The sequence below is a fragment of the Paraburkholderia sp. C35 genome (genome assembly GCF_003121405.1).
In the GTDB taxonomy this organism is placed as follows: Bacteria; Pseudomonadota; Gammaproteobacteria; order Burkholderiales; family Burkholderiaceae; genus Paraburkholderia.
In genome coordinates, this window is the sequence record NZ_QBUY01000087.1 from 1 (window position 1) to 19,394 (window position 19,394).

General features: G+C 64.0%; 20 protein-coding genes. 10 read left to right on the top strand and 10 right to left on the bottom strand.

Annotated elements, in window-relative coordinates; translation table 11 throughout:
- On the top strand, positions 1-289 hold a 289-nt coding region (locus tag DK391_RS45045; protein WP_204117489.1), incomplete at its 5' end, for a hypothetical protein.
- Here DK391_RS45045 and DK391_RS33195 read toward each other — a convergent pair.
- From DK391_RS33195 to DK391_RS33240, 10 genes are all read right to left on the bottom strand, one after another.
- Entirely contained in the window at positions 279-767 is a 489-nt protein-coding gene (locus DK391_RS33195; RefSeq protein ID WP_109482238.1) for a glycine zipper 2TM domain-containing protein, read from the bottom strand. The genes DK391_RS45045 and DK391_RS33195 overlap by 11 nt on opposite strands.
- Before the next feature lie 73 nt (positions 768-840).
- Positions 841-1,785: a carbohydrate kinase family protein gene (locus DK391_RS33200; protein ID WP_109482239.1), complete on the bottom strand. Its 945-nt coding sequence runs from the start codon at positions 1,783-1,785 to the stop codon at positions 841-843.
- 119 nt (positions 1,786-1,904) lie between these two features.
- Complete coding sequence (gene tpx, locus DK391_RS33205) at positions 1,905-2,405, bottom strand: thiol peroxidase (RefSeq protein ID WP_109482268.1); 501 nt, start codon at positions 2,403-2,405, stop codon at positions 1,905-1,907.
- 93 nt (positions 2,406-2,498) lie between these two features.
- Positions 2,499-4,283: a DUF3426 domain-containing protein gene (locus tag DK391_RS33210; RefSeq protein WP_109482240.1), complete on the bottom strand. Its 1,785-nt coding sequence runs from the start codon at positions 4,281-4,283 to the stop codon at positions 2,499-2,501.
- Positions 4,284-4,352: 69 nt separating this feature from the next.
- On the bottom strand, positions 4,353-5,255 hold the full coding sequence (gene prmA / locus DK391_RS33215; RefSeq protein WP_109482241.1) for a 50S ribosomal protein L11 methyltransferase: 903 nt from the start codon (positions 5,253-5,255) through the stop codon (positions 4,353-4,355).
- A gap of 3 nt (positions 5,256-5,258) precedes the next feature.
- On the bottom strand, positions 5,259-6,626 hold the full coding sequence (gene accC, locus DK391_RS33220) for an acetyl-CoA carboxylase biotin carboxylase subunit (protein WP_109482242.1): 1,368 nt from the start codon (positions 6,624-6,626) through the stop codon (positions 5,259-5,261).
- 132 nt (positions 6,627-6,758) lie between these two features.
- Positions 6,759-7,232 (bottom strand): acetyl-CoA carboxylase biotin carboxyl carrier protein, encoded by a 474-nt coding sequence (accB, locus tag DK391_RS33225; protein ID WP_109482243.1) that lies wholly within the window; start codon positions 7,230-7,232, stop codon positions 6,759-6,761.
- Between the two features lie 68 nt (positions 7,233-7,300).
- Positions 7,301-7,765 (bottom strand): type II 3-dehydroquinate dehydratase, encoded by a 465-nt coding sequence (aroQ, locus tag DK391_RS33230; RefSeq protein ID WP_109482244.1) that lies wholly within the window; start codon positions 7,763-7,765, stop codon positions 7,301-7,303.
- Positions 7,766-7,959: 194 nt separating this feature from the next.
- The gene (locus tag DK391_RS33235) at positions 7,960-8,508 is read right to left on the bottom strand and encodes a TlpA disulfide reductase family protein (RefSeq protein WP_109482245.1); all 549 of its coding nucleotides are present in this window, start codon (positions 8,506-8,508) and stop codon (positions 7,960-7,962) included.
- Positions 8,509-8,534: 26 nt separating this feature from the next.
- Positions 8,535-9,188, bottom strand: a complete 654-nt coding sequence (locus tag DK391_RS33240; protein WP_109482246.1) for a UDP-N-acetylmuramate--alanine ligase — start codon at positions 9,186-9,188, stop codon at positions 8,535-8,537.
- Positions 9,189-9,412: 224 nt separating this feature from the next.
- Between DK391_RS33240 and mpl the strand changes: the two genes are divergently transcribed.
- The 9 genes from mpl to DK391_RS33285 all read left to right on the top strand — a co-directional run bounded on the left by mpl (position 9,413) and on the right by DK391_RS33285 (position 19,223).
- Entirely contained in the window at positions 9,413-10,822 is a 1,410-nt protein-coding gene (mpl, locus tag DK391_RS33245; protein ID WP_109482247.1) for a UDP-N-acetylmuramate:L-alanyl-gamma-D-glutamyl-meso-diaminopimelate ligase, read from the top strand.
- A complete protein-coding gene (locus DK391_RS33250; RefSeq protein ID WP_109482248.1) occupies positions 10,819-11,421 on the top strand; it encodes a YqiA/YcfP family alpha/beta fold hydrolase in 603 nt (200 codons plus the stop codon). The genes mpl and DK391_RS33250 overlap by 4 nt, the downstream gene beginning before the upstream one ends.
- A 134-nt stretch (positions 11,422-11,555) precedes the next feature.
- Positions 11,556-13,661, top strand: coding sequence for an RNB domain-containing ribonuclease (locus DK391_RS33255; protein ID WP_109482249.1), 2,106 nt, complete (start codon positions 11,556-11,558; stop codon positions 13,659-13,661).
- Complete coding sequence (gene aroE / locus DK391_RS33260; RefSeq protein ID WP_204117490.1) at positions 13,658-14,542, top strand: shikimate dehydrogenase; 885 nt, start codon at positions 13,658-13,660, stop codon at positions 14,540-14,542. Before DK391_RS33255 ends, aroE begins: the two co-directional genes overlap by 4 nt.
- A gap of 43 nt (positions 14,543-14,585) precedes the next feature.
- Entirely contained in the window at positions 14,586-15,317 is a 732-nt protein-coding gene (gene mtgA, locus DK391_RS33265) for a monofunctional biosynthetic peptidoglycan transglycosylase (RefSeq protein ID WP_109482270.1), read from the top strand.
- A gap of 400 nt (positions 15,318-15,717) precedes the next feature.
- Positions 15,718-16,692, top strand: a complete 975-nt coding sequence (locus tag DK391_RS33270) for an IclR family transcriptional regulator (RefSeq protein ID WP_109482250.1) — start codon at positions 15,718-15,720, stop codon at positions 16,690-16,692.
- Positions 16,689-17,726, top strand: coding sequence for a 2-dehydro-3-deoxygalactonokinase (locus DK391_RS33275; RefSeq protein WP_109482251.1), 1,038 nt, complete (start codon positions 16,689-16,691; stop codon positions 17,724-17,726). Before DK391_RS33270 ends, DK391_RS33275 begins: the two co-directional genes overlap by 4 nt.
- A gap of 43 nt (positions 17,727-17,769) precedes the next feature.
- On the top strand, positions 17,770-18,450 hold the full coding sequence (locus DK391_RS33280; protein WP_109482252.1) for a 2-dehydro-3-deoxy-6-phosphogalactonate aldolase: 681 nt from the start codon (positions 17,770-17,772) through the stop codon (positions 18,448-18,450).
- Complete coding sequence (locus tag DK391_RS33285; RefSeq protein ID WP_109482253.1) at positions 18,447-19,223, top strand: SDR family oxidoreductase; 777 nt, start codon at positions 18,447-18,449, stop codon at positions 19,221-19,223. Before DK391_RS33280 ends, DK391_RS33285 begins: the two co-directional genes overlap by 4 nt.
- The last annotated feature ends 171 nt before the right edge of the window (positions 19,224-19,394 follow it).

Genomic DNA, 19,394 nt, shown 5'->3' on the forward strand with positions numbered 1-19,394 from the left:
CCCGCTTTCTTTTGCCTACTTTTCTTTGCGGCGGCAAAGAAAAGTAGGTGCCGCCCCGCACAGGGGCAACACTAGCAAACCACTAACAAAAAGCGGACGCCAGCGACAAGCAAAATCAAACCCACACAGCACCAGCAAAACAAACCGCCCAAAACCAACCCAAAAAGGGCCCGCCGCCCAAAGAGGCAAAAAAAAACGCATGCACAGGGGAGCACATGCGTGTGAGGTTGCCGACACGACGCCTACACGCCGCCGGCAGGGAAATCAGACAAAAAAACTCAGTGCGTAACGCGCGTCACACCACCACTCGACAGCAGCCGCACACGCTCGCCAGCGCGGAAAATCTCGCCGGTCGCGCTCTGCGTAATCGCGCGCAAGTCGCCATTGTCGAGCCGAACGGTAATCTCGACACCGTCCCGCATCGCCGTGCTGTTCTCGATCGTATTACCCGCCACAGCGCCCGCCAGGCCACCGACGATACCCGTCAGAATCGACCCGCGGCCGCCGCCAATCGCGCTACCCGCCACTGCGCCAAGCGCACCGCCGCCGATCGCGCCCAAGCCGCTCGGCTGGCCGTTGTTCGAGCTGATCTTCACGGCACGCACGCTGTCCACCGTGCCCATGCGCACCGTCTCTTCACGCTGCGCCTGCGACGATGAGTACACATCAGCCGAACTGCTGTTGTACGCACAGCCCGACATGGCGAGCGAACTGACGATGACCGCGCCCAATACCAGGCGACTCCACGTACGACTCGTTGTTTTCATTCCCTTGACTCCAAACGTCCAAACGGGCCCGCTTCGAGCCCTTCAACCGCGACCGGTCAGGCGCTGCTCTCTGTCAGGCACCTTCAGGCAATTCATAACCGAATGCCTGCTTGAACCGTTCGTTGATCTCCGCGCGCGAAGGCGCATAGTTCTGCGGCCCTTGATGTTCGATCTTGAGCGCGCCCATCAGGCTCGCGAGACGGCCGGTGGTCGCCCAACCCAGACCCTTCTCGATGCCGTACAGCAGGCCGCCGCGGAACGCATCGCCGCAACCCGTCGGGTCCAGCACCTGCTTCGCCTTGACGGCCGGAATCTCTTCGATGCCGCCTGCATGATGAATCTGCGCGCCGTGTTCGCCGCGCGTCACGATCAGCGCATCGACATGGCTCGCGATCTCTTCGATCGACCAGCCCGTCTTGTTGCTCACCAACGCAGCTTCGTAATCATTGACTGCGACGTAAGTGGCAAGTTCAATCATGCGGCGCAGCGACGCACCGTCGAAGAGGGGCAACCCCTGGCCCGGATCGAAGATGAACGGCGTGCCCGCTGCCGCAAATTGTTCGGAGTGCTGGATCATCCCGTCGAAACCGTCCGGCGCGACGATGCCGAGCTTCACGCCGGGCTGGTCCGCGCGGTTCAGGTGCGATTGCATCATCGCGCCCGGGTGGAATGCCGTGATCTGGTTGTTCTCGAGATCGGTCGTGATCATGGCCTGCGCCGAGTACGTGTCGGGCAGCACGCGCACGTGTTCCTTCGACAGACCGAGCGTATCGAGGCGGTCGATATACAGCTGCGAATCAACGGCGCCGAGGGTCGCCATGATACGTGCGTCGCCGCCCAGCAGATGCAGCGAGTAAGCGATATTTCCCGCGCAGCCGCCAAATTCGCGGCGCATCGTCGGCACGAGGAAGCTGACGTTCAGGATATGGACCTGCTCCGGCAGGATGTGCTCCCGAAAGCGCCCTTCGAAGGTCATGATGTTGTCGTAGGCGAGCGAGCCGCAAATCAGCGTAGCCAAGGCGAGCGTTCCTATAAATGTCGATCGGTGTCGATCAGAAGAGAAAAAGGGCGCGACGATGTGACAGCGCCGCGCCCGATTCGAAACGGGAGCGGCGCTGTGTCGACGCAGTGTGAAGCTTACTTCAGCGCGGCGAGCGCTGCGTCGTAGTTCGGTTCGTTCTTGATTTCGCTGACGAGTTCAGCGTGCACGACCTTGTCGTTTTCATCGACGACGACGACAGCGCGTGCCGTCAGGCCTGTCAGCGGACCGCTCGTCACGTCGACGCCGTAGGCCTGCGCGAACTCGTGGCCGCGGAAGGTCGATGCCGTCACGCCGTTTTCGATGCCTTCCGTTGTGCAGAAGCGCGAAGCCGCGAACGGCAGGTCGCCCGACACCACGATCACGGCCGTGTTGTTCAGCTTGGCAGCGGCTTCGTTGAACTTGCGCGTCGAGGTGGCGCAGGTCGGCGTGTCGAGGCTCGGCACGATGTTCAGCACCTTGCGCTTGCCGGCGAAGTCGCCGAGCGTGAGCGGCTTCAGATCCTTGCCGACCAGCGAAAAGGCGGGTGCCGCCTGGCCAACGGACGGGAACGTGCCAGCGACTTCGATCGGGTTGCCACCCAGCGTGACTTGACTCATGTTGTGCTCCGAAGATTCGTCAGGGATTGACGGGATGCGTGCCCGGTTCGCACCGGGCGCGCGGATAACCTGCGCGCGCTGCAGCGCCATCCGTTATGGATAGAAAATCTGCACGCGGAAATTCGAGGCGACGGTGTCGCCTGTGTCGAGGCGCACGATCATCGTCTGCGTCGTGCGTGCCGGCAGGCCCGCCGCAATCGGCGTGCCGGGCTTCACATAGTCTTGCGGCCACAGCACGCGCCGCACGGCGATGTTGTTGTTCTCGTCGAGCAGCGTCAGCTCGACAGCGGGATAGGCGAGCGCGAGATCGAAGCGGTTACGCAGCGGCATCTTCAGTTCGAGCTTGTGCGGGCCGTCGATCTGCCGCAAGTCCGACGGCTCGACCAGCAAGCCGTCGATGTCGCGCGGCGGCTCGACCTTGCAGCCGAGATGCGAGCAGGCCTTCAGGAAAAACCCCTGCGCATCGGGCCACGCGACCATCACGGTTTCGCGCTGCCACCAGGCGAGTTGCACGAGCAACGCGCAGCCAAGCAGGCCGGCTGCGACACCGCCCAGCACGTGCCACACGATACGGCTCGGTTCCGGCGCGCGCGGCTCGCGCGTGACGGCGAATGCATCGTCGTCGCCGCTGGGTGCGGCAGCGAAGGGACCGCCCGGCTCGCCGTACGGCGCGCGTGCGGCAGCGCCGAAGCGCGGTTCGAGATCGGGTTCCGTCGATGGCGCGCCAAAGTACGGTTCGCGTTCGCGATGTTGTTCTGCGTGTTCTGCGTGCTCGGCGGACGGCATGACGGTGCGGTCGTCGTCTTCGAACACATGCTTCGCGGATTCGTCGCGACGCGATTCCTGCAAGGCGTCATCGAACGGGTCGCGCAGCGGTGCTTGCGATTCGCGGTTCGCTTCGTTCAGCGTTGGATCCTGATGCGCCTGCGCTGACGTGTGAAGCGCCTCGGCTGCACCCACGGCGGCGGTATTGAAAGCGGGTTCCGCTTTCATATGCACATGTTGCGGCTCGGCGGATTGCTCGAACGCCGGCTGCGCCGGTGCGTCGACAGCCGGTTCGACCGTCGCTGCAGCAGCCGCGACGTCGGGCGTTTCAGATGTTGCTTCTGCCGGCGTTGCGCTGTGCGGCTCGTGCTCGACCGGGCCGCGCGCAATCGCCTTCTCGAGGTTCATCGGCTGCGACTGGGTGAGTTCGAGCGTGAGAGGCGGTTGCGCGGAGCGCGGAATCGTGACGGGATTGATCGGAATCGTCGACGCGTTGTGGCGGATGCGTCGGTCGATCGACGCGTCCGGCGCGGGCGCCCACGGGTTCCAGGCTTCGGCGCGGAAGTCCGGCTTCTCGTCCGATGATGCCGGTGGCGTGTCGTCGGCAGGGGCCGGCGCTGCTACCGGCGAGGCGTGCGCCGCTGCTTCGTGCGGAACCTCGACATCGGCGGTCGCTTGCGTGGCAACAGTAGCTGCGTGTGCGACGTCTACCGGCGCCGCTTCGGCATGGACAGGTTCCGTGGCGGCTTGCGCTTCCTCTACAGCGTGCTCAGCCGCAACCGGCTGCGGTGCAGCTTCCTCGACATGCACGACAGCGGGGGCGACAGGTTCGACAGCAGGCGAGTGCGGTGCTTCAACCGCAGGCTTCGCTTCACGAAGCGGCGCCACGCCGCCGTTCGCCAGTGTCTCGAGCGTATGCGCCGTCACATCGTCGATCGTGACGGGCTTCGCCTTGTCGATACTCACGCCGTTGCTCACGTCGAACAGGCTGCTCGACGCGTCGAACACTTCCTTGCAGTGGCCACAACGCACGAGTCCGCGGCGCAGCGTGAGCTGCTCCGGCTGGAGTCTGAAGACGGTTTCGCAGAAGGGACAGCGTGTCGCTAGAAGCATATCGAGCCGTAAGACCGGTTAGCCGCAAAGGTGCCGAATGGGGCCGGAAGCAAACTAATATGCGTTATTCTAATTGCTTTCGCGTCGCGTACCCGCAAGGCATACCCAGCCTTCGTGTTCGCGCCACACCGCAATGTCGATCCACTGCTGATAGACCTGCGCTACTTCCTCAGCCTGCCGCGCGAGAATGCCCGACAGCGCAATGCGTCCACCCGGCTTCACCTTCGACGACAACATCGACGCCATCAGCTTCAGCGGGTTCGACAGAATGTTGGCGACGACGATATCGAACTCGCCCGCCGGGCAATCATCAGGCAAACCATAAGTCACTTCCGCGCGATTGCGCTCGCTGTTGTGACGCGCCGATTCGACCGCTTGCGGATCGATGTCGATACCAAAGACGGGATTCGCGCCGCACTTTTTAGCGAGGATCGCGAGAATGCCGGAGCCGCAACCGTAGTCGAGCACCGACTGATCCTGCTTCACGTTCTGCTCGAGCCATTCCATGCACAGACGCGTGGTGGGATGGCTGCCCGTGCCGAACGCGAGGCCCGGATCGAGTTCGAGCACGAGCGCGTCGGGGTCGGGTGCATCGTGCCACGACGGCACGACCCAGATACGCTCGCCAATCGGAATCGGATCGAACTGGGATTGCGTGAGACGCACCCAGTCCTGTTCTTCGACCTCGCGCACGCTGAACGACGGCGTGCCGGCGAGGCCGAGTTCGTTCGCAGCGGCCGCCAGCAGCACGGCCGGCTCGTGTTCCGGCGCCAGCAACGCGATCACGCGCGAATGCGTCCACGCAGTGCGGTCCGGCGTGAGACCGGGTTCGCCGAACAGCGGCTGCTCGTCGGGCGTGTCGGCATCCGCGTCTTCGACGGACACCGACAGCGCGCCCAGTTCGAGCAGCGCATCCGACAACGCTTCCGCGTGCTCGCGCGCGAGTTCGACGACCAGTTCCCGGTAACTCATTGCTTACGCTTCTTCCGGTGCGGCTTGCAGTTTCTGCGCGAGCCGGTTTTCGAGGTAATGGATGCTCGTGCCGCCCTCGACGAACTTCGCGTCGAGCATCAGCTCGCGATGCAGCGGAATGTTGGTCTGAATGCCTTCGACCACCATTTCCGACAGCGCGATGCGCATCCGCTTGATTGCCTGTTCGCGCGTTGCGCCGTAAGCGATCAGCTTGCCGATCATCGAATCATAGTTCGGCGGCACGAAATAGCCGTTATAAGCGTGCGAATCGACGCGAATGCCGGGGCCGCCCGGCATATGCCACGACGTCAGACGACCCGGCGACGGCGTGAACTTGAACGGATCTTCGGCGTTGATACGGCATTCGATCGCATGTCCGCGGAACTGGATGTCGCGCTGACGGATGGCGAGCTTTTCGCCTGCCGCAATGCGGATCTGTTCCTGCCCGATGTCGATGCCCGTGATCAGTTCGGTAACCGGGTGCTCGACCTGCACGCGCGTGTTCATTTCGATGAAGTAGAACTCGCCGTTTTCGTACAGGAATTCGAACGTGCCTGCGCCGAGGTAGCCCAGCTTCTTGCACGCGTCCGCGCAGCGGTCGCCGATACGCTCGATCAGACGGCGCGCGATGCCCGGCGCCGGTGCCTCTTCGATCACCTTCTGGTGACGGCGCTGCATCGAGCAGTCACGCTCGCCGAGCCACAGTGCGTTCTTGAACGAGTCGGCCAGCACCTGGATTTCGATGTGCCGCGGGTTCTCCAGGTATTTCTCCATGTAGACCTGCGGATTGCCGAACGCACGGCCCGCTTCTTCGCGCGTCATGTTGACGGCGTTCACGAGCGCGGCTTCCGTGTGCACGACGCGCATGCCGCGGCCACCGCCGCCGCCTGCCGCCTTGATGATCACCGGATAGCCCACCTGGCGGGCAATCTTCACGATCTCCTTCGGATCTTCCGGCAACGCGCCTTCAGAACCGGGCACGCAGGGCACGCCCGTCTTGATCATGGTCTGCTTCGCGGTGACCTTGTCGCCCATCATGCGGATCGTGTCGGGGCGCGGGCCGATGAAGACGAAGCCCGATTGCTCGACGCGCTCGGCAAAGTCTGCGTTCTCGGACAGGAAGCCGTAGCCGGGGTGAATCGCTTCGGCGTCCGTCACTTCCGCCGCGCTGATCAGCGCGGGCATGTTCAGGTACGAAAGGATCGACGGCGCCGGTCCGATACAGACCGCCTCGTCGGCGAGCTTCACGTACTTGGCTTCCTTGTCGGCTTCGGAATAGACGACGACCGTCTTGACGCCGAGTTCGCGGCACGCGCGCTGGATACGGAGCGCGATTTCGCCGCGATTGGCAATGAGGATTTTTTCAAACATAGCGGATATTCGACTCATCAATGGGCGCCGCGGGCCCGGTTGGTTCGAAGGGACGGGCGGCTGCCTCAGAGGATCGGTGGCGCGCCCGAAGAAGGAGGGCGCGCGGATGGCAAACGGCTACAGCGTGCCGGATCAGCCGATCACGAACAGCGGCTGGCCGTATTCGACTGCCTGGCCGTTCTCGACGAGGATTTCCTTGATGACGCCGGCCGCATCCGATTCGATCTCGTTCAGGAGCTTCATCGCTTCGATGATGCAGATCGTCTGGCCTTCCTTCACCGTGTCGCCCACCTGCACGAACGGATCTGCGCCCGGCGACGGCGCACGGTAGAACGTGCCGACCATCGGCGACGTCACGACGTGGCCTTGCGGTGCGGCTGCTGCAGGCGTGGCCGGCGCGGCGCCACCGGCTGCTTCGGCCGGGTGAGCTGCGGGCGCTACACCCGGCGCGGCGAATTGCGGCGCAAAGTTGCCAGGCTGCTGGACGTAAACGGGCGGCGCGTTCTTGACGATGCGCACCTTGCCTTCGCCCTCGGTCACTTCGAGTTCGGAGATGCCAGACTCGGAGACGAGGTCGATCAGAGTCTTCAGTTTACGTAGATCCATGGGCTTTCCCCTTCAATGCGTGAAGCGCCAGCGGGTTGCCGCTGGCGCTGAATTCGTGTTTTGGGTTGTCAGTTGCGCGGCGATCCTGCCGTCCCAGCGGCCAGCCGGTCGAGCGCATATTCGAGTGCGTACAGATAGCCCTTCCAGCCGAGGCCGCAAATCACGCCCTCTGCCTGGTCGGAGAAATACGAGTGATGCCTGAACGGCTCTCGACGATGCACGTTCGACAGATGAATCTCGACGAACGGGATGCCGACGCCCGCCAGGGCGTCCCGGATCGCCACGCTGGTGTGCGTGTACGCAGCCGGGTTGATCAGAATGAAATCGGTCTTCTCGGTTCGAGCGGACTGGATGCGATCGACGAGCGCGCCTTCATGATTGCTCTGGAAGGTGGCCAGCTCGACGCCGGCGTCCGCTGCGCGGTCGGCGAGCGCCTGATCGATCTGCGGGAGCGTGACGCGGCCATACACCTCAGGTTCCCGGGTGCCGAGAAGGTTGAGGTTGGGGCCGTGCAGAACCAGCAGTCGCGTCATGGTCGGTTCGTTTTCCGTGGAATTGGCCGCACTTTAGCGCTGATTAGAGAAATTTGTCTAGTTTCTCGAACGGCTAATGCCTCTCGCGGCCTTGCCAGGATAGCAGCAACTTGCCGAACTTCTGACATCTTATTGTGAATATCGCCCAATCTGAGGCGAAAACTTCTCAATTAAATGTCAAAAAGTTGTCGATGTCAGAGCGCGTCGAGGGTGCGTTTCAGCTCGTCGGGCTTGATCTGGCCGAGTTTTGTCGACCGTACGACGCCTTTTGCGTCAATTACCACGGTGTAAGGCAAACCGCCCGCGTTGTTGCCGAACGCGCGTGCGAGATCCGCGCCGCCGAATCCGGCGACGTAAATCGGATAGTTGACGGGTACTTTCTGCAGGAACGCCTTGATGTTCTTGTCGGAATCGACGCCGACACCGACGAACTCGATGCCCTTCTTCGCGTATTCCTTGTGCAGCGCCGACAGCGACGGCATTTCCTCGACACACGGACCGCACCACGACGCCCAGAAATTGACGACGACGGGATGCCCCTTGAAGCCCGCGAGCGATTGCGGCGCGCCATCGGCATTGGTCACTTTCGCCGCCCAGAGCTGGTTCACGGCATTGCTGCTATCAGCGGGGGCGGCGTTTGCGACGCCCGTTAGATCGTTGTTGCCGAGCAGCCAGTGGCCCGCCACCGCGCCGCCCGCGGTTGCGACGACGGCCACCGCCGCGATTGCCAGAATCCGCTTCATATAGAGAGAGTGTCTGTTAAGAGTGTTCAGTTCGTGGATGGCGCGGCGTCGCTTTCGTCGATCAGCGCCTGTACGGCACGGACGTCGGCTCGCGCGAGCCGTCCGCGTGCGTCGGCACGCACGGCGCCGCGCAGATCGTCGGTGCTATAGAGCGCGACGTGAATGCCCACGGGTTCCGAGTCGCGGCGCTCGTTCATCGGACGCCAGAGAAAGCTCAAGGTTTCGACGTAGCCACGGCCCGCGAAGTGCCGCGTTTCGGACACGTCGTATTGCACGCTTGCGTTCAGCAGATAAATCGCGACTTCTTTTGGATCGTCGCAGAACGCCTGCAGATGAATATCGGAATGCTCACCCGCCGTCCCGCCCAAAACGGCGCCTGTCAGATAAGGATTGAACGGCGCGAGCCGTTGCATCCAGTCGAGCGCGACTTCGCGCAAACGACGCAGCAGGGCCGGCTGACTATCGCCCTGAAACAGAGCCTGATACTCGCGGATTTCTTCCTCGATCTGGTCGTTATCCGGCAGCCATTCGCCTGCGACGCGCGTTTCCCCGACAACCTGCCGCGCAGCCTTGCGCTTGGCCGTCGAGTAATCGAGACCATCCTCGGCGATCATTCGCGCAGCCGCGATGGCGATTTCCTCGCGCACGCGCTGCGGATCGAAATGTGATTTGCGAACCATCCGTCAATCATACTAGAGAAAGCCTGACGTCCTTTTGACGCCGGCATGGCTGGCAACGGGCATTGGGCGGTGCGCGGGCGTCATCGGCGGGTCGCCCTGAAAGCACGTCCGATCAAGAACGGACGGGCCTGTCGGTTACAATAGGCGTCCCTTGCACGCGGGGCATTCTGGCCCCGGCGCACGTCTTTCTCCACGCAAAACACGCCTTGCGGCGCGACAGCTTTATGCACATTCACATCCTCGGCATCTGCGGTACGTTCATGGGTGGTCTCGCGGTTCTCGCGCGCAACGCCGGTCACACGGTGACGGGTTGCGACGCCGGCGTCTATCCGCCGATGAGCACGCAGCTGGAGGCGCAAGGCATCAAACTGATCGAAGGCTGGGGCGTCGAGCAACTCGATCTGAAGCCGGATCTGTTCGTGGTCGGCAACGTCGTGACGCGCGGCAATCCGCTGATGGAAGAGATCCTGAATCGCGGGCTGCCGTACACGTCGGGTCCGCAATGGCTCGGCGAGCACGTGCTGCGCGACAAGTGGGTGCTGGCCGTGGCGGGCACGCACGGCAAGACCACCACGACCTCGATGCTGACGTGGCTGCTGGAAGACGCGGGCATGAATCCGGGCTTCCTGATCGGCGGCGTGCCGCTGAACTTCGGTGTGTCGGCGCGTCTGACGGATTCGAGCTTCTTCGTGATCGAAGCCGACGAATACGACACGGCGTTCTTCGACAAACGCTCGAAGTTCGTCCACTACCGGCCGCGCACGGCGATCCTGAACAATCTCGAATTCGATCACGCGGATATCTTCGCCGATCTCGCCGCGATCGAAACGCAATTCCATCACCTCGTGCGCACGGTGCCGGGCATCGGCCGCGTCATTTCGAATGGCCGCGAAGCCGCGCTCGACCGCGTGCTCACGCGTGGCTGCTGGAGCGAAGTGGAGCGTTTCGGTGTCGAAGGCGGCTGGCAGGCGCTGCCCGCCGAAGACGGCGTGGCCGTCGATGAACGCTTTGCCGTTTATCACAATGGCGAGCGCGTCGGCGTGGTCGACTGGCAGGTGCAGGGCGATCACAACCGCATGAACGCGATCGCAGCGATTGCCGCCGCGCGTCATATCGGCGTGCCGCCGGCTCAGGCCGCGAAGTCGTTGTCGAACTTCCGCAACGTGAAACGCCGCATGGAAGTGCGCGGCAGCGTCGACGGCGTGACCGTGTACGACGATTTCGCGCATCACCCGACGGCCATCGAAACCACCGTCGCCGGCTTGCGCACGCGCATCGGCCGCGACAATACCCGCATTCTCGCCGTGCTCGAACCGCGTTCGAACACGATGAAGCTCGGCGTGATGAAGGCGCAATTGCCCGCCAGCCTCGCCGACGCCGATCTCGTGTTCGGTTACGGCGCGGCGTCGGGCAAGGACGCACTCGGCTGGGATCTCGCCGAGGCGCTCGCGCCGATGGGCGACAAGGCACAAGCGTTCAATAACATCGACGCGCTCGTCAAAGCCGTCACCGCCGCCGCCCAACCGGGCGATCAGGTGCTGGTGATGAGCAACGGCGGCTTCGGTGGCGTGCACCAGAAACTGCTGGATGCGCTGTCGGCGCGTCCGACGGCGCAGGCGCGGGGCGTCGCGTGATTCTCTATCTGCACGGCTTCCGCTCGTCACCGAATTCGTTCAAGGCGCGTGTGATGGCCGAGCGTCTCGCGGCGCTTGGCCGCAGCGCCGAGTGGTGCTGTCCGATGTTGCCTGTGTCGCCGCTCGAAACGGTGTCGCTTGTCGAGGAACTGGTCGCCAGCCAGAAACCGGCGGACGTGACCGTGATCGGCAGTTCGCTCGGCGGCTATTTCGCCACGCATCTGGCCGAGAAACACGGCTGGCGTGCCGTGCTGCTAAATCCCGCCGTGGTGCCGCAGCGCGACCTGAGCCACTATCTTGGCGAACAGCCGCTGTGGCATGGCGGCGGCAGCATCGTCGTCGAACCGCATCATCTTGATGAGTTGCGTGCGCTAGGCGTTACGCATATCACGCATCCTGAACGCTATTATCTGTTTGCCGCCACCGGCGACGAAGTGCTCGATTACCGCGAAATGCTCGCGCACTATCCCGGCGTACGGACAAAGCTGATCGAAGGCAGCGATCACGCGATCAGCGAGTTTCCCGATTATGTCGACGACGTGCTCGCCTTTTGCGACGCCGCCGACGCCGAGCCGCCCGCGCCACGCGAGGCGGCATGATCCGATGATCCGTGCACGCCGTATGCGTGACGGAACACCCACACAGAACACGACGCCGACGCGCGCTGACATCGCAGCAAGCAGCAACATCAGCATCGCGCGCCGGCTGACGCAAGCCAGAACGAGAGTATTGAGTGAACGTTTTCTTCGAGGAATCGGGTAGTTTCAAGGCGGGCAGCGTGCTGTCGCGTCAAGGCGATGCGTGCCAGGTGGAACTGCCGGGCGGACGCCGCGCGAAGGTGCGCGCGAAAGACGTGCTGATCGAGTTCGAGAAGCCGACGGCAGCCGAACTGATGGAACAGGCCGACACCATCGCGCAGGACATCGATCTCGACTTCCTGTGGGAATGCGCGCCCGAAGACGAATTTCCGTTCGCGACGCTCGGCGCGGAGTATTTTGGCGATGCGTTCGGCGCCGTCGAACGTGCTGCGCTGATCTTGCGCATGCACGGCTCGCCCATCTATTTCCGCCGCAAAGGGCGCGGCCAGTATCAGCGCGCGCCGGAAGAGCAGCTGAAAATGGCGCTCGCGTCGCTTGAGCGCAAGCGCCAGCAGGCGCTCGTGCAGCAGGGCTACGAAGATGAGCTGAAGGCGGGGCGTCTGCCGGAAGGTTTCCAGAGCAAGGCGCTTGGCCTTTTGACCAAGCCCGACAAGAACTCGATCGAATACAAGGCGCTCGACGCCGCTGCCGCCGCGCGCGGCATTTCGATGGCGCGTCTGATGCTCGACAGCGGCGGCATTGCGTCGCCGCGCGCGCTGCACGAAGCGCGTTTCCTGTCGGAGTTCTTCCCGCACGGCACGGGCTTCCCGGCCGTGACGATCGGCGAGTTGCCGGAAGATCTGCCGCAAGCCAATGTCGAAGCATTCTCGATCGACGACGTCACTACGACGGAAATCGACGATGCGTTCTCTGTCGAGCATCTGTCCGATGGCCGGGTGCGGATCGGTATTCACATTGCGGCGCCGGCGCTCGGCATCGAGCGCGGCGATGCCGTCGATGCCATCGCGCGTGGCCGTCTGTCGACCGTCTACATGCCCGGCGACAAGATCACGATGCTTCCAGACAGCGTGGTCGAGCGGTTTACGCTGGCCGAAGGCGGTCTGCGCCCGGCGCTGTCGCTGTACAGCATCGTGAACCGCGAGACGCAGGAAATCGTCGTGAGCGAAACGCGCGCCGAACTGGTCTATGTGAAGAACAATCTGCGCCACAACACGCTCGACGAAGTCGTGAACGAAGAGGCGCTCGCCAACGGCACGGGCGATTATCCGCACAAGGAAGACATCGCCGTGCTGTGGCCGTTTGCGCAGGCGCTGTTCGAAAAGCGCCAGGTCGCGCGGGCGGGTTACGGCCTGAAGCGCGAAGTGCAGCGCAACACGGACTTCAACTTCTATGTAGAAGGCGAGCACATCACGATCACGCCGCGTCGCCGCGGCTCGCCGCTCGATACGATCGTCGCCGAACTCGCAATTCTCGCGAATTCGACGTGGGGCGCGTTCCTGCACGATCACGGCGTACCGGGCATCTACCGCTCGCAGCGCGCGTTTGGCGCGCCGACGGGCCCGAAGCGCACCCGCATGCAGACGACGGCCGCGCCGCACGAAGGCCTCGGCGTCGCGCAGTACGCGTGGAGCACGTCGCCGCTGCGCCGCTATGTCGACCTGGTGAACCAGTGGCAACTGATCGCGTGCGTGCAGCATGGCGTGACGGCCAAGCTCGCTGCGCCGTTCAAGCCGAAAGACGCCGATCTGTTCGCCGTTGTGCAAGGTTTTGACGACACCTACACCGCGTATGCCGATCACCAGCGCCGCATGGAGTACTTCTGGTGTCTGCGCTGGCTCACGCAGGAGAACAAGAAGCAGGTGGTCGCGTCGGTCGTGAAGGGCGATCTCGTGCGCCTCGAAGACGTGCCGCTGCTGCTGCATGTGCCGGGTCTCGGCGTGCACGCGCGTGGCACGCGATTGATGCTTGAAGTCATGTCGGTGGATGAACTGACGGTCGAGGCATCAGTGCGTCTGCTACACGTGCTCGACGCGCCGACCGTGACGAGCGGCACGGAAGAAGAGGAAGAGGCCGAAGAAGAACTCATCGACGCCGCCGACGAATCCGCCGAAAGCGAAGCCGAAGCCCAGGCGGAAGCCGACACGGCTACGGCCGAAGGCGAGCAACCTGCCGACCCGGACGCGTCCGCTGCCGGCGAGCAGAGCGATACCAAGCAACACGCGACGGAGCAAGGGCAATGAGCGCGAGCATGCCGACACAGCCGACTACCCAGCGCGACCGTTACGCGGTGATCGGCAACCCGATCGCGCACAGCAAGTCGCCGCTGATCCACGCGCGCTTTGCCGAACAGACGGGCGAACCCGTCGAATATGGTCGCCTCCTCGCACCTGTCGATCAGTTCGTGTCGCACGTGCGCGCTTTCATCGACGAAGGTGGGCGTGGCATGAACGTCACAGTGCCGTTCAAGCTCGATGCGCATGCGTTTGCCACGACGCTGTCGCCGCGCGCAGCGGCGGCGGGCGCGGTGAATACGCTGCGTTTTGAAAAGGACGGCGGCGTATACGGCGACAACACCGACGGCTTCGGTCTGGTGCGCGATATCGAAGTGAACCTGGGCGTGTCGCTCACAGGCGCGCGCGTGCTGCTGCTGGGCGCCGGCGGCGCGGCACGCGGCGTCGTACTGCCGATGCTCGAACGCAAGCCGCAGTCCGTGACGATCGTGAACCGCACGGCATCGAAGGCTGAGATGCTGGTCGAGCAGTTCGCGAGCGCGGCCCGTGATGCCGCATGCCGTCTGACGGGCGGCAGCGCGCAGGCCATCGAAGCAGGCGCCTACGACGTGATCGTCAACGCGACGGCGAGCAGTCTCGACGCATCGTTGCCCGAGTGCGACGATGGCGCGTTCGGCGCCGGCACGCTCGCCTACGACATGATGTACGGCGCGCAGCCGACCGTCTTCATGCAGCACGCGAGCAAACTCGGCGCGCGCGCCGCGGACGGCCTCGGCATGCTGGTCGAGCAGGCAGCGGAATCGTTCTTCGTGTGGCGCGGCGTGCGTCCCGATGGCGCGCCCGTGCTCGCCGCGCTGCGCGAGATGTTGAACGCGCCGCAAAGCGCATAAGGCGCCACGCGCCCGCCGGTTCCATTACATCATGGTCTCGACAATGACGAAGACGAGGCGCGCGAAGGGGCAACAGGCCGCCAGTCCCGCGCGCTGGGCGATGTACGTTGCCATCGTCTTTGTCGTCGCGTGGATCGCGACGCAGCTTTTCTATGTCGCCCAGATCGCCGTCTGGAACTACGTGAATCCGCAATCGACGGCTTTCATGCGTTCCGACGCCTGGCGTCTTTCACAAGAACGTCCCGATCTGTCGATTCAGCATACGTGGGTGCCCTACGATCAGATCTCACGCAATCTGAAGCGCGCGATCATCGCGTCAGAAGACGCGAATTTCGCCACCAACAACGGCTACGACACCGACGCGATTCTCAAGGCGTGGGAGAAGAACAAGGCACGCGGCAGAATCGTCGCGGGCGGTTCGACGATCACGCAGCAACTGGCGCGCAATCTCTTTTTGTCGCGTGAGAAAAGCTATATCCGCAAGGGCCAGGAATTGATCATCACGTACATGCTCGAATCGCTGATGGACAAAGAGCGCATCTTTGAGATCTATCTGAATTCGGTCGAATGGGGCAATGGCGTGTACGGAGCGGAAGCGGCGGCGCGCTACTATTTCAAGACATCGGCAGCGAAGCTCACGGCGGGACAATCGGCGCGGCTCGCGGTCATGCTGCCAAGGCCGAAATATTTCGACGAACATCGTACGTCGGCATGGCTCACGCAACGCGCGCGAGTGATTGCCCGCAGAATGGGCGCAGCAGAACTGCCCGACTAGGCGGTCGATTCAAACCTGACGAAACCTGACAGCAAAACGGCGGCTTCCCGCAAAGGAAGTCGCCGTTTTTTTATCCGCTTGCGGCCGAAAAGTGCCAAAGCACACCGAAACGCTTAATTCCCAAAATATGGACGAGCCGTTCATATGTTGGTGAATCTCAAAAAGGCGTCCTACAATCCGGTTCAACAAGCCGACACACCGGCCAGAAATACCGCCTCGACGCCAGCGCCACGCGCGGCGCAGGAGGCGGAACGAAAATCGGAGACACCACGCCATGCCTTGCCGCACCTTGCTGCGCGACCTGCTCGCGCGAACGCCCGCACCGCTGCGACGCGCGCCCCGCGCACACCGTCACGCCGGCATTTCGCGGTAATTCACCTTCTGTCTGTTGCCAGTCGCCATGAACAAAGCGATGACCCATCACGTCGAATCCGAAGCGCCGGAAGCGTCCGACCTGTCCGACGCGCCCGAAGTCGAAACCGTGCGCAGCAAGCCCGCCGCGCGCCCCGCAAACGGCGCGGCCGTGCCGCCGCCGCCCGCCGACAGCATCGGTTTGCCGAGCACGCTGCTCGACATCACGCCGCAACAAGCCGGCACGCAGACGCTGTTGCGCGGCCTCGCGATTCTCGAAGCCGCTGCTGCGGGCGTACGTGATCTGCGCACCTTCGGCGCCGCGCTCGGCACGACGCGCAGCACCACGCACCGTCTGGTCAGCAGCCTCGTGCAGGCGCGCTATCTGCGTCAGGTGCAGGGCGGCTATCTGCTCGGCCCGAAGCTGATCGAACTCGGCACGATCGCGCTCGAACAGATGCCGCTCACGACAGTCGCGCGTCCGCATCTGGCGTCGCTCGCCGAACTCACGCACGACACGATTCACCTCGGCGTGCGCGACGGCGACGACGTGCTCTACATCGACAAGATTCCCGGCACGCGCGGCCTCGAAATGCGCTCGCGCGTCGGCCACCGGATGCCGCTGGCATCGACGGGTATCGGCAAGGCGATGATGCTCGACCTCGGCCCGGACCAGTGGCAGTCGCTGTTCGACGCGTCGCGCCGTGCGCTCGCGGGCGTCAGCTTCAAGCCCGACAACCGGCCCGACCAGCAGACCTTCATGCAGCGCATGACGAACTATTCGGCGGGCGGCTTCACGTTCGACCTCGAAGAAAACGAAGCGTCGATCCGCTGCGTGGCGGCGCCCGTGCGCGATGCGTCGGGTTCGATCGTCGCGGCGCTGTCGGTGGCGAGCACCATTCCGTACATGTCGCTCGAACGCATGGACGAACTGATTCCCGTCGTGCAGCGCGAAGCGCGCGCGATTTCGGAAGAACTGGGCTGGCGTGTTCCGCAACCGACTACCCGCAGGATCAAACGATGACTCAGACGGGCTCGACGCTGTCCGTGGAATCCGTGCAGCCGGCGCAAGCATCCAAACCTACACTGCTCGCGCTCGACTGGGGCACGACTTCGCTGCGCGCGTATCTGTGCGACGCGAACGGCGCCGTGCTGGACACGCGCGCTTCGACGGCGGGCATCATGAATCTGCCGCGCCCGGCAGCCGAAGGCGGCTTCGACGCGGCCTTCGATGCCGTCGTCGGCGCGTGGCTCGACAGCGCGCCTGATCTGCCTGTGATCGCAGCGGGGATGGTCGGCAGCGCGCAAGGCTGGAAAGAAGCGCCGTACGTGAATGCGCCCGCGAGCGCCGACGCGCTGGTCGATGGCATCGTGCGCGTGCAGACGGCGCGCGGCGTGCCGCTGAACATCGTGCCCGGCGTGCTGCAGAACGGCGAACTGCCGAACGTGATGCGCGGCGAAGAGACGCAGATTTTCGGCGCGCTGGCGTGCGCGGAACCAGCGGCAGCGGGCAAGAGCGTGCTGATCGGCTTGCCCGGCACGCACGCGAAGTGGGTGATGGTGCGCGATGCGCAGATCGAACGCTTCGACACGTTCATGACGGGCGAAGTGTTCGCAGCGCTGTCCGAGCACACGATTCTCGGCCGCACCATGGTCACGCCCGACACGCCCGACACCGACGCTTTCTTGCGCGGCGTGCGCGTCGCGCGCGACAAGGGCCGCGCCGGCGTACTCGCCACCATTTTCAGCACGCGCACGCTCGGTCTCACCGGCCAACTGGCGCGTGAACAGCAACCCGATTACCTGTCCGGCCTGCTGATCGGCCACGAACTGAGCGGCCTCGAAGCGGCGCTCGCGCAACAGCAATCGACGCTCGCGGGCAACGCGCTGCAACTGATCGGCAACGAAGCGCTGTGCGAGCGTTACCGGCTCGCGCTGGCGCAGTTTGGCTGCCAGCAGGCCGAACTCGTTAAGCAGGCGACCGAGCGCGGCTTGTGGCGCATCGCGGCGCAAGCGGGTCTTGTCAGCGAGGCGTCCGGCGCCGCGCAGGCGACCTGAACGGCGAGCCGAACTCGCACGCGACGAATCCAAAGGAAAAGTCATGCAACTCGATCTGAATCTCCCTGCTCCGTATCAGCCGCACGCCGGCCTGATGGCCGCGTTCGAAGCGTGTCCGCTGGTCGCGATCCTGCGCGGCATCACGCCCGCTGACGCTGCCGATCACGGCCGCGCGCTGTACGAAGCCGGTTTTCGCATTCTCGAAGTGCCGCTCAACTCGCCGAATCCGTTCGACAGCATCGCGGCGATCCGCCAGGCGCTGCCCGCCGATGCCATCATCGGCGCGGGCACGGTGCTGCGCGGCGATCTCGTGCACGACGTGAAAGCGGCAGGCGGCGAACTGATCGTGATGCCGCACAGCGACCCCGAAGTCGTGACGACGGCGAAATCGCTCGCGATGGCATGCGCGCCGGGCGTCGCCACGCCGACGGAAGCGTTCCTCGCGCTGAAGAACGGCGCGGACGTGCTGAAGATGTTTCCCGCCGAGCAACTCGGCTGTCAGGTCGTGAAGGCATGGCGCGCGGTGATTCACAAGGATGTGCCGCTGCTGCCCGTCGGCGGGATTGCGCCGGACAACATGGGACCGTTCCTCAGCGCAGGCGCGAACGGTTTCGGCCTCGGTTCGGCGCTGTACAAACCCGGCCAGCCGGCTTCGGCGACGGCTTCGCATGCGAAGGCGTTCATCAACGGCCTGCGCATCGCGCGCGCGGGCGTGAAGAAATGAAACGGCTGCAAGGCAAGGTCGCACTGGTGACGGGCGCGGGGCGCGGCATCGGCGCGGCCATTGCAACGGCGTTCGCGCGCGAAGGCGCGGCGGTCGTGCTCGCGGAGCTGGATATCGAAACCGCCCAGGCGACTGCTTCAGAGATCGCGGCACTAACCGGCGGCAAGACGCTCGCCGTGCAGACCGATGTGACGCAATCGGCGTCGGTGCAACGCGCGGTGAGCGAAGGCGAAAAAGCGTTCGGCGCGATCGATGTGCTGGTGAACAACGCGGGCATCAACGTGTTCTGCGATCCGCTGACGATGACCGACGACGACTGGCGCCGCTGCTTCGCCGTCGATCTCGACGGCGTGTGGAACGGTTGCCGCGCAGTGTTGCCGGGCATGGTCGAGCGCGGCGCGGGCAGCATCGTGAACATTGCGTCGACACACTCGTTCAAGATCATTCCGGGCTGCTTTCCGTACCCGGTGGCGAAGCACGGCGTGATCGGCCTGACGCGCGCGCTCGGCATCGAATACGCGCCGCGCAATGTGCGGGTGAATGCGATCGCGCCGGGCTACATCGAAACGCAGTTGACGCGCGACTGGTGGGATGGCCAGAACGATCCCGCCGCCGCGAAACAGGCGACGCTCGATCTGCAGCCGATGGGCCGCATCGGCAAGCCGGAAGAAGTGGCGATGACAGCCGTATTCCTCGCATCGGATGAAGCGCCTTTCATCAACGCGAGTTGCATCACGGTCGATGGCGGGCGCTCGGCGCTTTACCACGACTGAGCAGAACACACGCAATAACAAAGCAGTAGCGAAGGAACAGAAAAAGCAGCAAAGCCGTCTCGCAACACGGAGCGGCGACGTGAACCGCCTGACGCGCTGGCCGCGTGTGTCGATGGCGGTACAAGAAGACGCGGCCAATACCTTCTCGTTACTCATTAGTCAGGAGACACG

What these genes read in the sequence shown, in the direction of transcription:
- DK391_RS33195 (WP_109482238.1), bottom strand. Translation starts at nt 767, where the DNA reads ATGAAAACAACGAGTCGTACGTGGAGTCGCCTGGTATTGGGCGCGGTC.
- tpx (WP_109482268.1), bottom strand. Translation starts at nt 2,405, where the DNA reads ATGAGTCAAGTCACGCTGGGTGGCAACCCGATCGAAGTCGCTGGCACG.
- DK391_RS33210 (WP_109482240.1), bottom strand. Translation starts at nt 4,283, where the DNA reads ATGCTTCTAGCGACACGCTGTCCCTTCTGCGAAACCGTCTTCAGACTC.
- prmA (WP_109482241.1), bottom strand. Translation starts at nt 5,255, where the DNA reads ATGAGTTACCGGGAACTGGTCGTCGAACTCGCGCGCGAGCACGCGGAA.
- accC (WP_109482242.1), bottom strand. Translation starts at nt 6,626, where the DNA reads ATGTTTGAAAAAATCCTCATTGCCAATCGCGGCGAAATCGCGCTCCGT.
- accB (WP_109482243.1), bottom strand. Translation starts at nt 7,232, where the DNA reads ATGGATCTACGTAAACTGAAGACTCTGATCGACCTCGTCTCCGAGTCT.
- aroQ (WP_109482244.1), bottom strand. Translation starts at nt 7,765, where the DNA reads ATGACGCGACTGCTGGTTCTGCACGGCCCCAACCTCAACCTTCTCGGC.
- DK391_RS33235 (WP_109482245.1), bottom strand. Translation starts at nt 8,508, where the DNA reads ATGAAGCGGATTCTGGCAATCGCGGCGGTGGCCGTCGTCGCAACCGCG.
- DK391_RS33240 (WP_109482246.1), bottom strand. Translation starts at nt 9,188, where the DNA reads ATGGTTCGCAAATCACATTTCGATCCGCAGCGCGTGCGCGAGGAAATC.
- mpl (WP_109482247.1), top strand. Translation starts at nt 9,413, where the DNA reads ATGCACATTCACATCCTCGGCATCTGCGGTACGTTCATGGGTGGTCTC.
- aroE (WP_204117490.1), top strand. Translation starts at nt 13,658, where the DNA reads ATGAGCGCGAGCATGCCGACACAGCCGACTACCCAGCGCGACCGTTAC.
- mtgA (WP_109482270.1), top strand. Translation starts at nt 14,586, where the DNA reads ATGACGAAGACGAGGCGCGCGAAGGGGCAACAGGCCGCCAGTCCCGCG.
- DK391_RS33270 (WP_109482250.1), top strand. Translation starts at nt 15,718, where the DNA reads ATGAACAAAGCGATGACCCATCACGTCGAATCCGAAGCGCCGGAAGCG.
- DK391_RS33275 (WP_109482251.1), top strand. Translation starts at nt 16,689, where the DNA reads ATGACTCAGACGGGCTCGACGCTGTCCGTGGAATCCGTGCAGCCGGCG.
- DK391_RS33280 (WP_109482252.1), top strand. Translation starts at nt 17,770, where the DNA reads ATGCAACTCGATCTGAATCTCCCTGCTCCGTATCAGCCGCACGCCGGC.
- DK391_RS33285 (WP_109482253.1), top strand. Translation starts at nt 18,447, where the DNA reads ATGAAACGGCTGCAAGGCAAGGTCGCACTGGTGACGGGCGCGGGGCGC.